Source organism: Aestuariivivens sediminis (assembly GCF_022662105.1).
Classification (GTDB): domain Bacteria; phylum Bacteroidota; class Bacteroidia; order Flavobacteriales; family Flavobacteriaceae; genus Aestuariivivens; species Aestuariivivens sediminis.
Map to the genome: position 1 here is coordinate 457,893 of NZ_JAKMCP010000003.1, position 15,015 is coordinate 472,907.

14 protein-coding genes are annotated in these 15,015 nt (G+C 38.6%); all 14 read right to left on the reverse strand.

Annotated elements, in window-relative coordinates; genetic code table 11:
* Positions 1-132: 132 nt before the first annotated feature.
* Positions 133-1,299 carry a sigma-54-dependent transcriptional regulator gene (locus MR054_RS10050; RefSeq protein ID WP_242157760.1) on the reverse strand — a complete coding sequence of 389 codons (1,167 nt, stop codon included), beginning with the start codon at positions 1,297-1,299 and terminating at the stop codon, positions 133-135.
* Between the two features lie 2 nt (positions 1,300-1,301).
* The gene (locus MR054_RS10055) at positions 1,302-2,162 is read right to left on the reverse strand and encodes a DUF6268 family outer membrane beta-barrel protein (RefSeq protein ID WP_242085514.1); all 861 of its coding nucleotides are present in this window, start codon (positions 2,160-2,162) and stop codon (positions 1,302-1,304) included.
* Between the two features lie 61 nt (positions 2,163-2,223).
* Positions 2,224-3,129: a mechanosensitive ion channel family protein gene (locus MR054_RS10060; RefSeq protein WP_242085201.1), complete on the reverse strand. Its 906-nt coding sequence runs from the start codon at positions 3,127-3,129 to the stop codon at positions 2,224-2,226.
* A 1-nt stretch (position 3,130) separates the two neighbouring features.
* Positions 3,131-4,444 carry an ABC transporter permease gene (locus MR054_RS10065; protein WP_242157761.1) on the reverse strand — a complete coding sequence of 438 codons (1,314 nt, stop codon included), beginning with the start codon at positions 4,442-4,444 and terminating at the stop codon, positions 3,131-3,133.
* A gap of 1 nt (position 4,445) precedes the next feature.
* The gene (locus MR054_RS10070) at positions 4,446-5,375 is read right to left on the reverse strand and encodes an ABC transporter ATP-binding protein (RefSeq protein ID WP_242157762.1); all 930 of its coding nucleotides are present in this window, start codon (positions 5,373-5,375) and stop codon (positions 4,446-4,448) included.
* Between the two features lie 294 nt (positions 5,376-5,669).
* Positions 5,670-6,788, reverse strand: coding sequence for a molecular chaperone DnaJ (dnaJ, locus tag MR054_RS10075; RefSeq protein ID WP_242157763.1), 1,119 nt, complete (start codon positions 6,786-6,788; stop codon positions 5,670-5,672).
* 9 nt (positions 6,789-6,797) lie between these two features.
* Positions 6,798-7,343, reverse strand: a complete 546-nt coding sequence (locus MR054_RS10080) for a nucleotide exchange factor GrpE (protein ID WP_242085205.1) — start codon at positions 7,341-7,343, stop codon at positions 6,798-6,800.
* A gap of 336 nt (positions 7,344-7,679) precedes the next feature.
* The gene (locus tag MR054_RS10085) at positions 7,680-8,435 is read right to left on the reverse strand and encodes a LytR/AlgR family response regulator transcription factor (protein WP_242085206.1); all 756 of its coding nucleotides are present in this window, start codon (positions 8,433-8,435) and stop codon (positions 7,680-7,682) included.
* Positions 8,436-8,576: 141 nt separating this feature from the next.
* On the reverse strand, positions 8,577-8,906 hold the full coding sequence (locus tag MR054_RS10090) for a 2TM domain-containing protein (RefSeq protein ID WP_242157764.1): 330 nt from the start codon (positions 8,904-8,906) through the stop codon (positions 8,577-8,579).
* 11 nt (positions 8,907-8,917) lie between these two features.
* Entirely contained in the window at positions 8,918-10,255 is a 1,338-nt protein-coding gene (locus tag MR054_RS10095; protein ID WP_242157766.1) for a histidine kinase, read from the reverse strand.
* Between the two features lie 18 nt (positions 10,256-10,273).
* Positions 10,274-10,894 carry a tetratricopeptide repeat protein gene (locus MR054_RS10100; protein ID WP_242157767.1) on the reverse strand — a complete coding sequence of 207 codons (621 nt, stop codon included), beginning with the start codon at positions 10,892-10,894 and terminating at the stop codon, positions 10,274-10,276.
* A 264-nt stretch (positions 10,895-11,158) separates the two neighbouring features.
* Complete coding sequence (locus tag MR054_RS10105) at positions 11,159-11,887, reverse strand: energy transducer TonB (protein WP_242157768.1); 729 nt, start codon at positions 11,885-11,887, stop codon at positions 11,159-11,161.
* Positions 11,888-12,034: 147 nt separating this feature from the next.
* Positions 12,035-12,517, reverse strand: a complete 483-nt coding sequence (locus tag MR054_RS10110; RefSeq protein ID WP_242085211.1) for an Hsp20/alpha crystallin family protein — start codon at positions 12,515-12,517, stop codon at positions 12,035-12,037.
* A gap of 229 nt (positions 12,518-12,746) precedes the next feature.
* Complete coding sequence (locus MR054_RS10115) at positions 12,747-14,918, reverse strand: TonB-dependent receptor (protein WP_242157769.1); 2,172 nt, start codon at positions 14,916-14,918, stop codon at positions 12,747-12,749.
* Between the last annotated feature and the right edge of the window lie 97 nt (positions 14,919-15,015).

Here is a 15,015-nt window from a genome sequence, read left to right on the forward strand (position 1 = left end):
GCAGCATATCTTTATAACGGATCGTAGAAGCTTCCCGGACAGACCATTAGAATTTCATTTTAGGTCTGTGTCCGACGATGGGTCCCAGGTGGACCATAGTCCAAATGGCCAGGGCGTTTGTTCGGGAGAAGATCAGGTTTTGCTCGCAAAAAGTTTAACATCGCTTTCACTAACCTCCTGCCCCCCGAGGATGATAAGGCGTTCTATGACATTTCTAAGCTCACGTATATTACCCGTCCAATCGTAATCCTGAAGTTGTTTAATGGCCTTATCGGAAAACTGCTTTTTGGCAGTGCCTTGTTCACCGGCTATTTTTTCAGAAAAGTAATTGACCAGTAAGGGGATATCTTCCCTTCTGCTGTTAAGCGCCGGCACTTCAATTAAAATAACGGCCAATCTGTGATAGAGGTCTTCCCTGAACTTCCCCTCCTCTATTTCTTTCTTTAAGTCTTTATTGGTGGCTGCCACAACCCGAACGTCAACTTTAATATCCTTATCACTACCAACACGCTGGATCTTATTCTCCTGTAGGGCACGAAGCACCTTAGCTTGTGCCGATAAGCTCATATCCCCGATTTCATCGAGAAAAATAGTACCCCCGTTAGCCGCTTCAAATTTACCGGCTCTATCCCTATTAGCACTGGTAAACGCCCCTTTTACATGACCAAACAATTCGCTTTCTATAAGTTCGCTGGGTATGGCGGCACAGTTTACTTCCACTAACGGACCCTTGGCGCGTTCACTTTTTTCATGTAACCAATGGGCTACCAACTCCTTCCCTGTTCCATTGGGACCCGTTATCAAAACACGGGCGTCCGTTGGGGCCACCTTATCTATCATGTCCTTTATTTTGGAAATCGCAGCACTCTCGCCGATCATTTCATATTGCCTACTAACTTTTTTCTTCAGGATTTTGTTTTCAACAACCAACTCCTTGCGATCCAGGGCATTTCTAACCGTATTTAACAAACGGTTTAAATCCGGTGGTTTCGATATATAATCAAAAGCCCCTAAACGCATGGTGTTCACGGCAGTATCTATATCGCCATGACCGGAAATCATTACCATAGGAATTTCCGGTTTTATTTTTTTTACGGCCTCCAGGACCTCCACGCCATCCATTTTCGGCATTTTAATATCACAAAGGATCAAATCGTAATCTTCATTTTTAATTTTATCTACTCCAGCCAGACCATCTTCTGCTTCCTCAACTTGATAGGTGTCGTTCTCCTCTGAAAGAATTTTAACCAACACCCGCCTTATAGCGGCCTCATCTTCTATTACTAAAATTTTTGACATATTTAAATTTTAAATTTTACTCCGGTTCTTAAATAAAAGGTATTCAAATCATCTAATTTATAAATTTCATCCCGATGTTCATTACGCAAAACGTTATTTAACCTAAAGGTGTAACCTGTATACAAATATCCTACCAAATGACTGGTAAAAAGATATTCATAGCCCATTCCTCCAACAATTATGGATAGTGAAATATTTTCAACAGGTTCTCCATTTATGACCAATGGCTCTTGCAAATGGGCCAAATAGCCATCCAAACCTACAAAAGTCAGGATGTTGTTTTTCGCATTCAAGGCATATTTTAAATTGGTTTTAGGCACCCCCAAATTAAAACTCCAGTGTTCATTAATTTCCCTAAAGTAACTCACGAATGGCAAAGGGAACGGAATTCCGGTGGTGGCGTTGTAGGTTAACCCTAAAATTAAACGATACGGACGTTTCAGACTGTCGTCCATCGTCCTGTCGTTAATAAAGAACACCCCGCCATTCATAAAAAAATCTTCCGAAACCAGGGCCTTGGTGAGCGTAGACGCTATGCGGGGATTAAACTTTGCGCCAAAACGCCAATTCTCATTCCACTTGAACGTATACCCCAGGCTTAGGTCGATAACATGAATTTTGTTTAAAGCGGACGTATCAAACGGATAATCATCTTCTAAATTTAATAATATGCGGTTATACTCACCCCCTATCACAATATAATCCCCATTTTTGAGCGCGATGGGATAATTGATGATTGCCCTTAACCTGGTGTATTGATCGTCCGATTTGTTTTTTGGCATAAATGAATATTCCAAACGGGCTAAATCCGTAAGTTGCGCATTTCCAATAGTAAAGGTCAGGATAATACCCCAAAAAATCATCACCTTTAGAAACCTATAATCCGGTTTTTGATATGTTTTTCTAGGTTTAATAATCCGCTTTCTATTTTGAATTTCTAATAATATGGATATCTCTTTGAGGAAAAGGAATGGTGACCTTATGCTCTCTAAACAATTTATCTATCTCAAAACGTATATCACTCTTTGGAAATTGTGCTTTAAAGCTATCATTGATGGTAAAAATAATCTTAAAATTCAATGAACTGTCTCCAAAATCCGTAAAGACTACTGTGGGTTCCGGTTCACTCAAAACTTCGGGATGGGTACTGGCAGCCTGAATGAGCAGCTTTTTAACCAATTGGACATCACTCCCATAGGCCACTCCAACCGAAACAGACTCCCTGGTAGTGGTTCCATTCTGTGTCCAGTTATAGAGGCTGTTGGTTAAATAGAGATGGTTTGGGATAATGAGTACTTTATTGTCTATGGTTACGGCTCTAGTGGTACGCAACTTAATTTCTTCCACTCTGCCAATTTTATCTTCTAATTCAATAATATCACCAACGTGTACCGTTTGGTCGATAAGAATAAAAACCCCAGAAATGATATCTTGAAATAGGGTTTGCATGGCCAAACCAACACCGATTAACAGCGCTGCTGATGCAGCAAAGATAGCCGTAACATCGACCCCTATGGTATCCAGAGTAATGAGTAGGATTATCAGATAGATTAACCATCTAAAATACCCATACACCACATTGAATTTGGTTTTGTCCTCCTTTGGAAGTTTACGGGTGATGATTCTTAGAATAATTCTTAAAATAATGGATGTTACAAAAATTACGGTAACAATAATGAACAGATCGAGTATCGAGATACTGATTTTATCCGTGAAATCTATATGAAGATCCAGAAAGTTCTTCAAGCTTTCCCATAATGAACTTTCTGAAATAGCCTCCCCAACTTGTTCTACTTTTTGCTCTAATTTATCTGAAACATTATCTTGCATACTAATACTTTATCCATTTAATCAATTCTCTATAACTTGCCTTTTTCCCATACATTAAAATACCTACCCGGTATATTTTGGCGGCAAACCAAACCGTGAACATAAAGGTAGCAATTAACAACAATAAAGCTATTACTTGTTGCCATAAAGGTACACCAAATGGTATTCGCATGAGCATTACTACCGGAGAGGTGAAGGGAATAAATGAAAATACGACGGAAACGGTTCCGTGAGGATCCTCAATGACCGTAAAAATACCAACATAAACGGCTAAAATCAAGGGGACCAGAATGGGCAATATAAATTGCTGGGTATCGGTTTCATTATCAACAGCAGCACCGATAGCAGCATAAAGGGAACTGTACAGAAGATAGCCTCCCACAAAGAATAAAATGAAAGCAATAATTAAATTCAGTATGGGTAAATGGTAAAATGACGCCATAATGTGTTGCAACTGCATGTTGAATTCGGGATTCTCCATAGCCTGTTGCATCAAGTCCTGTTGTGGTTGTTGCATTGGGGTCAGGTCGATATTAAAGATTAGGGAAACTATTGAGATTAAGAACCCTCCTAAAACAATCCAGATGACAAACTGAGTGATCCCTGCCAATGAGGTCCCTATAATTTTACCCAATAAAAGTTGAATCGGCTTTACCGAGGATATTATAATTTCGATGATCCGACTCGTTTTTTCTTCAATAACGCTTCGCATAATCATATTGCCATAAATGATGATGAACATAAACAACAAATAGCCCGCAGCACCACCAAAAGCCAGTTTTAAAATACTATCTGTTTTGGAGGTCTTTTCTCCTTCAAAACTTTCCTGAACAATCCCCACATTAACTTTCGATTCATTAATTAAATCCACATCAATCCCATTTTCTATAAGGTTTAAATTGGTTAGTTTCTTGTTTATTTTGGCTTCCAGTTCTGAAATAACAGTAAATGATGGAGATTCTGTGGAATAAAAAGTGATTTTATTGGCCACATCATTAAGAGCACTCCATTTTTGAATATATAACAATCCATAATTGTTCGAGGCCTTCGTTATCGCTTTGGCCTCTTCCAAAGACATGTTTTGAAGGATTTGGTATTTGGACTTATCCGAACTTTCAAAAACATCATCCATGACACCGGATTCGTCCAAAACCGAAATGACATGAACTTTATCGTTATTTAATTGTGATAAATACGCCACAACAGCAATTAAGGCCATAAAAATCACAGGGCTTAAAATAGTCATCACAATAAACGCCTTGTTTTTCACCTTGGTGAAATATTCGCGCTTTATGATTAGTGGTAAATGGTTCATCTTACTGGCTATTCTTTACGGTTCTTATAAAAATATCGTTAACGCTAGGGATCAGCTCAACAAAATGGGACACCTGGCCATGCCCCGCCAGATATTGAAATAATTGATTTGATGTTTCTCCATTGGGGATTTTAATATTTAATTTTAATTCATCATTTAAGGTTTTAAACTGGGCGGTAGTGACCTCAAATTTCTCAGACAACAGGTGTTGAAGTCCGACTTTATCATGGGTAGTAATACCAACTTCAAAAGTGTTTCTTTTATAGTGTCGTTTAATATCCAATAATTTCCCTTCTAAAATCTTGTTCGCCCTGTGAATTAAAGCAATATCATCACAAAGTTCTTCAACGGATTCCATTCTATGGGTCGAAAAGATTACGGTGGCCCCTTCATCACGTAAGCGCAATATTTCATTTTTAATAATGTTGGCGTTTATGGGGTCGAATCCGGAAAACGGCTCATCGAATATGAGCAATTTGGGCTGGTGCAATACCGTCACGACAAACTGAATTTTTTGAGCCATGCCCTTCGATAACTCCTGAATTTTTTTGTTCCACCAATCCCCAATCTCCAGACGATCAAACCACTGGGTTAGGCGGGCTTTGGCTTCAGCCTTGGATAATCCTTTTAATTGGGCCAGATACAAGGCCTGTTCACCCACTTTCATCGATTTGTATAAGCCCCGTTCTTCGGGCAGGTAACCAATATCCTTAATATGGCTACTATTTAATAATACGCCATCCAAAATCACTTTACCTGCATCCGGTGCAGTAATTTGATTAATGATTCTAATGAGTGTGGTCTTCCCTGCGCCGTTGGGACCCAATAAACCGAAAATGCTGCCTTGTGGTACTGAAATAGACACCTGGTTTAAAGCTTTATAGGTTCCAAAATTTTTAGATACGGATTGAACTTCCAGTAAGTGGCTCATAAATTTGTTTAAATACGCTTCGTGTTTGTAAATATATTAAATGTTATAAAGGTAGTTTAATGCTTTAGCAAGAAATGGAAATAAAATGAAAGTTTACGCCTAAAAACAAAACCCATCCTTAACGAATTAAGGATGGGAAAAAAATTGCTATGAAAAAGAAAAATTACCACTAAAATGAATTAGTGATAGTTCAAATATAGTTTTTTTTTCAATACCATGGGCAAAAGTGTTAAATAACTTATGGCAAAAATTAATCCGCACACTGGCGGATTATAACATTTTTAAAGGGTTCTCTTAGGAAAACATATCTTTAACTTTTTCGAAAAAAGACTTGTCCGAACTTTCTGGTTTTGGTTCAAAATGTTCGTCATTGAGCATGGTTTCAAAAAACTCGCGCTGTTGTTTATTTAATGTTTTTGGCGTCCAGACATTAACATGTACCAAAAGGTCACCTTTGCCGTAACCGTTAATACTTGGAATACCTTTTCCACGCAATCGTAAAATCTTACCCGATTGAACGCCGGGTTCTATTTTTATACGAACCTTACCCGTAACGGTGTCTATTTCTTTGGAAGCCCCTAAAACTGCTTCCGGATAACTCACATACAAGTCGTAGTGCAAATTATCGCCTTCACGCTGTAATTTTTCATGCTCTACCTCCTGAATGGCAACCAGTAAATCTCCGCTAATCCCATTTCCGGGCGCATCGTTTCCTTTACCGGAAACTTTAAGCTGCATACCATCCACCACCCCTGCCGGGATTTTAATTGAAACGGTTTCTTCAACAGCTTTAAGTCCTTGAGCATCCGCATCTGAAGGTTTCTTATCTATAATTTCACCCGCACCTCCACAGACATTACATGGCGATGATGTTTGCATTCTTCCCAAAATGGTATTGGCTATTCGCGTTACCTGTCCCGTACCATGACACGTGGAACAGGTTTTATACGTCGTTCCGGGAGCTTGTATCTTACGTTTGACTTTTATTCTTTTCTCAACGCCATTAGCAATTTCTTCCAGCGTTAGTTTTACCCGAATACGTAGGTTACTCCCCTTAACACGGCGTTGTCCGCCGCCGCCGCCAAAACCAGAGAATCCGCCACCGCCAAAAGCACTTCCAAAAATATCGCCAAACTGACTGAATATATCTTCCATATTCATGCCACCGCCACCAAAACCACCACCGTTTTCAAAGGCCTGATGACCAAATTGATCGTAGCGGGCCTTTTTATCGGGATTGCTCAGCACCTCGTAAGCTTCAGCCGCCTCCTTAAATTTTGTTTCGGCATCCTTATCATCCGGATTTTTATCGGGATGAAACTGTATGGCCTTCTTCCTGTATGCCTTCTTTATTTCAGCATCACTGGCACCTTTACTTACTCCTAAAACGTCATAATAATCTCTCTTAGCCATATTTTTGGTTTATTGTCCTATTACCACTTTTGGAAAACGAATGACTTTATCTCCTAAGGCATACCCTTTCTCGACAACATCTATAATTTTTCCTTTTAAATCGTCACTGGGCGCCGGAATTTGGGTAATGGCTTCATGGTTATCGGCATTGAACTCATCTCCCGGTTCTACTTTAATTTGTGAAAGACCCTTTTGTTCCAGGACTGCTTTAAGTTTATTACTTATTAATTCTACCCCTTTAAGAAGCTCCTTTTCTTTTGATTTCGAGATTTCTAAATACGCCCTGTCAAAATCATCTAAAATGGGCAATAGGGCTACCATTACATCCTGACCTGCCGTTTTAAATAATTCTATACGTTCCTTTGCGGTACGTTTTTTATAATTTTCAAATTCTGCGAACAAACGTAAAAACTTATCCTTTTCCTGTTGGAGCTGTTCTTTAAGCTTTTCTTCAGCGGACTCCTGTTCTGCAACAGGTTCTTCAATCTCTACAGTTTCAGTTTGTGTCTCTTCAACCTGTTCTGAGTCTATTTTTTTTTCATCCTTTTTACTCATGCCAAAATTAATTTATGCAAATTCTACAATTGTTTGGCAAAAGTACTGCCATTATTGTAAAAATGTCATAATGTCACTAAAAAAATTTTAGGCCCTGAACAGAATACTCGGGTGATCCAACTCAAAAGTTGTAATGTGTTGAAAATCATATAATATAAAGCTTTGAATTCAGGAGTAACAGGGGGCTCTTTCAAGCTGTTTTTTTTGGAATCCGGATTCATGAGGCAATTCCCATTATATCTTTTAACTAAAACTAAAGTTTGTAAACCACCCGATACATCTTTGAGATTCAACAGCTCTGTACTAAGATGAAGACCCGAAGCTGTCCCTTTAACACTATTCCAACCAGGCTTTAAAATCTTTCACCTTTTCACGTGCTACGATAACAGGTTGATCTTTAAAGGTATTTAATTTGATCTGTAGACGTGAATTGGTATAACTAACCATATCCTTGATCGCATTGATATTAACAAAAAACTTTCGGCTTACCCGAAAAAATAATTGGGGTTCCAATTCGTGTTCCAACTGCTCTAAGGTGAGGTCCAACAAATAATTTCGCCCGTCGGTGGTATGGAGGTATGTGCCTTTATGTTCACTGTAAAAACATTCAATATCGTCGATATTGATGAGCTTTAAATGTTGTCCGAATTTTACGGAAAACCGCTTTTTATAACCGCGATCCAACGGATTTACCAAAAGATTTTTAATATCGTTGAAATCTAAAGTTACGGCTTGCTGGGGAAGTATCCTGTGTTTGTATTTATCAATAGCCACGGTCAGTTCGCCTTCATCAATGGGTTTTAACAAATAGTCAATACTATTCAGTTTAAATGCCTTAAGGGCATATTCATCAAAAGCGGTGGTAAATATAATGGCAGATTTAATATCGATCTGTTCGAAAATTTCAAACGACAGGCCATCACTTAATTGTATATCCAAAAAAATTAAATCAGGGTGATTGTGGTTTTGAAACCAGTTTATGGCCTCTTCCACCGAATGTAACAAGGTTTCGGCCTGCACATTTAACTTTTTTAACATGCGTTGTAATCGTCGTGCTGATGGTTTTTCGTCTTCTATGATAATGACATCCATTCGTTTTAAAAATTACTGGTTTTTGTTTCAAAAATGAGCATACCTGATAAAATGGCCTTTTCGTAGGTATTCCATACCATTTTTACCTTTGGTTTGCCTTACACTTCATGGGATGTAAAACATGAGTGACGCCCAACAGGGCTACTCCCAACGCTTATTTTCTTGATCCATATACCTCTTTATTTTTCGTTCTTCCCATGATTTACTAAAGATGATGTGCTTACCAAAAACTCCCAAGGCATGAAATCCCAAACCAATACCCCAAAAAATGGCAGTGGAAAAGGTTCCGAAACTCCAGAACTCCGTGTTTTGACTTCCTATAAATACAATTAAAAAGAAGTTCACCACGACATACCAGAACGCGTGCCAATAAAATCCTTTTAAGGACTTCACGCGTTTTTCTGCGCGAAGATAGGCATCCTCTTTATAAAATCCCTGGTTTTTCAACCTGTTTGGTTCGTGTTCTCTCATCGCATATTGTTTTAATTCCAACGTTTTTCTTCTTCCTGCATGTACTGTTCTATTTTTCGTTTTTCCCAATCTCTGCCGTAGGGACCATTGTTAATAAATAAGCGGAAAGATTGAATTCCAATCCCAATACCCCAACCAAATATGGGGAACCAAAACCATTTGAAATCCCAGGAAGTTTGATAGTTAATGAATATTAAAAACGGTATGACGAAACAGAAGGAAATTATACTGTAATACAAATGTTTAAGTTCCTCAACATAGTTACGGGCACGCACGTAAGTGTCGTCTAATTTTGATTCTGATGAAGGTCTCATAATTGCTATTTGTTTTGTTAATATAGGTACTGCTACAACAAACCTATTGGTGTCTTTATTAATGGTTATTTTTCTATTCGTTAACAGGTTATACCGTTGTTTAATATTATCCAGTCCCACACCACTGCTTTTTTTTAGGATTTGTTTGGGCTGTACGTTATTTTCAACGATCAATTCCCCTTGATGTTCATAAATTTTTATGTGTAAGGGTTTTGTTGAAGTGACCCTATTATGTTTAACTGCATTTTCCAACAACAATTGCAACGACAAGGGTACTACCTTACTTTCCGGATCTGAAGCCTGCTCCGGTGCACTAAATTTAATACTATCCTCAAATCGCATTTTAAGCAATGACATGTAGGTTCTTGCAAATTGTAATTCCTCATCCAGGGTAACCAGTTCCTTATCCTTTTGCTCCAACACATAGCGGTACACTTTGGATAGTGATGTCGTGAAATTTTGAGCCTGTTCGGGGTTTTCCTCTATTAAACTGGTTAATACATTTAAGCTATTGAATAAAAAATGGGGGTCTAATTGATTTTTTAATGCATCAAATTTAGCGCTTGCCGTACCTGCAATGACCTTTTGCTCCTTTATCCTGTTTTGCTGGTACTTGTTATAAAAATAAATAAGATGAAAAATCGCCACTACGACAAGGGTAATCCATAGCCCAAAGGAATAATTTTCCCATTTTTCATTATCCAGAAAGGCATCAAAACTTTTGCCATTAAAAATTATGGCCGTCAGTGCCCGCAATACAAACAAACCCATTACGGTTAACACGGTGGAACCCAGTACGCCTAAAACGCTACGTTTTATCCAGTTATTGGGCTTCCATTGGAGGCTGTTCATGTAATGGAAAAAATACATATTGGAATATCCCAACACAAAAGTATACAATTGATAAAAGGCGAAATCGATTAAAAAATCATTAGGCGTTTCGAAATTAAAGCCCCCGGACAGGATATGTCCGACCGCAAAAATGGCACAGCCCATAAGGAATACGATAACGATATTTTTAATCGATTGAGACATGATTATTCTTTATTTAATTTAATTCCTGCAAGATTCCAATAACAGGGTTGTTCGTTCCTTGCCCCAATTGGGGTGAAACGATGTTTCTGGTTTAAAGTTAGCAAAAAGTTCCAAGGCTTTTTCGAAATCTTTACAATAGGGTGCGGTATCCTGACCAAAATATTGGGCACTTCTCATATTCCATTCCGCCTTACAATAGGTAACTCTTGGATTTTCTGGTGCAAGTTGTTCTGCGGTATTATAAATCTCCATAATTTTAGGGGAAAGGGTTCTGCCGTAGGTTGCTCCATCATAGGCTAACCAAGCCGTATGCAATAAGGCCTGTAGCACCATTATCTCCGGATTGTTATTAGAAATGATTTGAGCTTCGTTAATTAAATCCTGTGCTTTGTTAAGTTGTGCCGTAAGCTGCTCCACATTATTTAATCCAAAACTATTAATAATAAGGATTTGGGCTGCATAATAAGGGGGTAACCAATTGTCGGGTTCTGCCTGTGCTATGCGCTCAAACAGATTGGACGCCTCGATGGGACTGTTTTTCCATAGCTCAAAGGCGGTTTCCATGCCTTTTTCATAAGGACTTTGCGATTGCATTAATCCGCATACCGATAAGGATAGGATAAAGATGATTTGTTTCATTTTTAAAAATTTAGAACTGAATTGACTTCAGCAGTAATGACGAAACAAATATCCTCAGTTAGGCATCATTTTAAAAATGAGACCGCCCCAACTGTTGTTTTTTGACACTGAACTGTATAAACTGAGATCCATTTGTGAAAACGAACGGATCCACGCCCCCTAGGCCGAGGCATGAAATTTATGGACCGGGTAAGATCTATTATAGGCTTTAAACCATAGCAGCTTCACGCATCAGGTCTGGAAAGGTGATATTCCATGCCTTTTCTAACCGTCTCGAAGTTTAAAGAAAATGGGGACGGCATAACTCACTTTTACCGGCTTATTACGTTGCATTCCCGGAGTCATTCGGGGTAATAATCCAATGATGCGTTCGGCCTCTTTTTCCAAAATCCGATCGGGTCCTCGTGAACGAATACCTGTTACAAAACCCTGGGAATCTATTGCAAAAAGGACAGACACACGTCCTTGTATACCCAAATCCACGGCGGTTTCAGGGTACTTAAAATTCTCTTTAACATGTTCCTGAATTTTTAATTGGAAACATTCTTTAGATTCGAATTTACTGAGTCCTTCACAGCCGGGAAAAATGGGAACCTGTTCTATAACCGCAAAGGCCACCTCAACTTCTTCTTCGACTTCTTCGACTTCCACCTCACTAACTTCCATAATATGCTCAACGATGGCTTCTTCCTGATTGGTTTCGGTACTTTCAATAACGGTCTCTTCAATTTCCTGGATATCTTCAACTATTTGAATGGATTCCTGAATGGCGACTGGCGGAGGCGGAGGGGGTGGGGTATTAATATTTATGACCGGAATGTCTTCTTCCATGTCCTCCGTAACATTAACAACGCCAATATCAATATTGGATTGCTCATAGGTTTTATGCTCCAAAGCTCTCCAAGAGATAAAGAGCATAAGATTCAACCCTACGGCAAAATACAGGCTGCTATTTCGGCCTATTTCCAGCTCGGGGTTCTTTTTAGCTCTCATGACATTTACATTTTATCTATTAAAAATATTGAAATCCCAGCGGAATTACTATGATATATATCATTTAAGAACAGAGATCACCGAACTTTGAAAACATAAAAAAAGCCTGTTAAACAACAGGCTTTATAATAAACAGGTTCAATGATTTTAGGAAATCTTTATGGTTCGGGAAGGCTTTTGTTTGGCTTCCTCTTTTTTAGGAAGATGCACCGTTAAAATACCTTCATTATAACTGGCATTTATCTTACCGTCATTAACGGTATCCGGTAATGTAAAGGCTCTTTTAAATGAAGAGTATCCAAATTCTCTTCGGGTATAGCCTTCATCTTTATTATCGTTTTCCTGTTTGAGCTCTGCGGAAATTGACAAAAGGTTATTATCTAAGTTTATATCGAAATCTGATTTTTTCATACCTGGAACAGCCATTTCCACAATAAATTCATCTGAAACCTCTTTGATATTCACTTTTGGCATGGATATGCCGGTATTAAAACTTGAAGAAAAGAGAGATGGAAACTCACCCAATGCAAAATCGTCAAACCATGTTGATAATCCGGGGAAATTTGGCAACCTATTTTTAGTTCTATGTGCTAAATTTCCATTTTTTGGTAATGTCACTAGATTGCTCATAATATAAAAATTTTTAAGAGTTAAACAATTAATTTTCACTTCATATTATACAAATAAAATACCAATGCCAAAGCCTGTAAAATTTGACATGCTTATTAAGATTTCATTAACAGATTTCTGAAATTTTGACATTTCAAAGTGGCTTATTTGCGACAAAATTTCAGATAGAATTACTATAAAGCGTACCGGTCCACAGCACTTATCAATGGGAATGGCTGGCTATGTAATACTATAAGTTATCCAATTGATTCCTGTTCTTATCATCACTTATGGTCCAAAAGAATCCTACAAAAAAGAATTGGTCTGCCGCTGGCTGCAAGGCACGACGATTAAAATGCCCGGTCACATCTGGAGAAGTTGCATATTGATAGCCATTAATGTTTTTAAAACCCAATACGTTATTGACCGAGGCGTAAACTATTTTTTGCTGACTGATTAGATAAGCCCAATTCAGACTCAAGTTATTATACGCCCTGGTTTTCGCATTTAAAAATCCTGTCCGGTTAGGATTGGTATAGGGTCGTCCTGAAGCAAAAGAATAACTCAATCCAACCTGACTTCTCCATTTATTTATCCAATATTTTCCTACCAGCGACAGGTTATGGGTATTGACATAGCTCGGCTGTACCGATTTGGGGTAATTATCATCATTTCTCCTGGTATCCAACAAAGAATAACTCATCCAGTAGTCTACGTGTCTCAAACTTTCACTGTCCCGCCAAAAGAAATCAATACCTCGAGCATAAGCCTTACCGTCACTGGTAAAATAGCTGTTGGCACGGGGTATATCAGAATCGTATTTCGCCAGGTTATCATAGGATTTAAAATAGGCCTCTGCCCTAAATAGTCTTCCGTTCGAGTTATGTTGATAATTCAGAATATAATGCTTAGCGTTTTGTGGTTTAAAATTCGTATTAAACTTAAGAAGATGATTTGACGGGGTTTGAAAAAAACTACCATAGGCCAGGGATAATTGACTTTTTGAGGAGGTCTTCAAGGCCAAAGATACCCGTGGTACAAGACTGAAATCATTTAACAATGCACTGCATTCTGACCTGAGACCTGCTTTAAATGCCAGGTCTTTTGATACAAAGATATCGGTCTCGACAAAAGCGGCAGCAATGTCATTCCTAAAACCGTATTCCAAGGCTTCATTTGGTGCGTCACCATATGGCTCATTAAAATCGGTAGTTAAATATTCCGCTCCAAAATAAAGCCTCCAATAGTTACTAATATGATTTTTAAACTTGATTTTGGCGTGTATCGCCTTTTCAACTGCTGCAATAGCTCTATCATCGATGCGCCTTTTGTTTTTGGCGCGTGTATAACTTAAACCTGCATGCATAGACCAAGCTTCGCCTAAAACGCCGCCATATGAACCATTAAAGTAGGCATTTTGATTGTCTAACTTAAAGAATAGTCCCTCCGGTTTATTGATATCCTCCTGTATCAATTCAAAATTCGTACTATCATATGCTCCATAGAGTTTAAAAAGACCCTTTCTTGTTTTCCGTCTGAACACCGATTCTCCTGAAACCGACTCGTACGGTTTAATAAACTGATTTCTATTGGGTAAAATGGCATTATAGGGCGCTAAATTGATATAGGACATATTCACGCTCAAAGACCCTGTCCTCCATTTTTGTGTATTCCCTAGTTTAACACCCAAGCTCATTAGACCCACATCGGTCTTTTCCTGATCGGGTTCATTTATGGTATTCAATAAAAGTACCCCGGATAAGGCCTGACCGTACTCCGCTGAATAGCCTCCCGTAGAAAAGGTAATGCCATCAAATAAAAAAGGGGAATACCGACCGCGGGTTGGTGTATTATTTGTTGTTGGTGTATACGGTGTAAATACACGAATACCATCAATGAATATCTGAGTTTCTCTTGCCTGACCACCACGCACAAACAAACGACCGTCTTCGGCAACCGTAGTGGTTCCCGGTAAGGTTTGCAATGCGCCTATAAAATCACCCAATGCACTCGCCGTTGTCACCACATCGAGAGGCTTTAACACATTTATCTTACTATGATCCCCTGCATGAAAGGTTCCTGCCGACAAGACTACCGCATCCAAAGCATTTACATTTTCACGAAGACTAATGGATAGATCCCTCATACTTAATACCTCATCCATCATGCGACATGTTTGGAAGGATAAATAGGAGATTATTAAAGTTTGGGTTCCAGTTTCATGGGTTAGAAACGAAAAGGTACCATCATCCAAACTTGTTGCCCCGTCGTAGGTGCCTTGCAGATAAATATTGGCCCCCGGAATAGGCATACCTGTAACTGAAGTGACCTTCCCATTAATGATAGTTTGAGACTGGATCACTTGGAGTGTTGCCATACTAAAAAAGAAAATAATGGAGGTCAAAAGATTTAATTTTGGCATAAGGATTTCATTTGAAACAAAATTGAACCAGAAAACCAATGGTTAAAAGTTAAACTAACTGAATTGTGATTATTTGATGATGAAATGAATGCTTAGA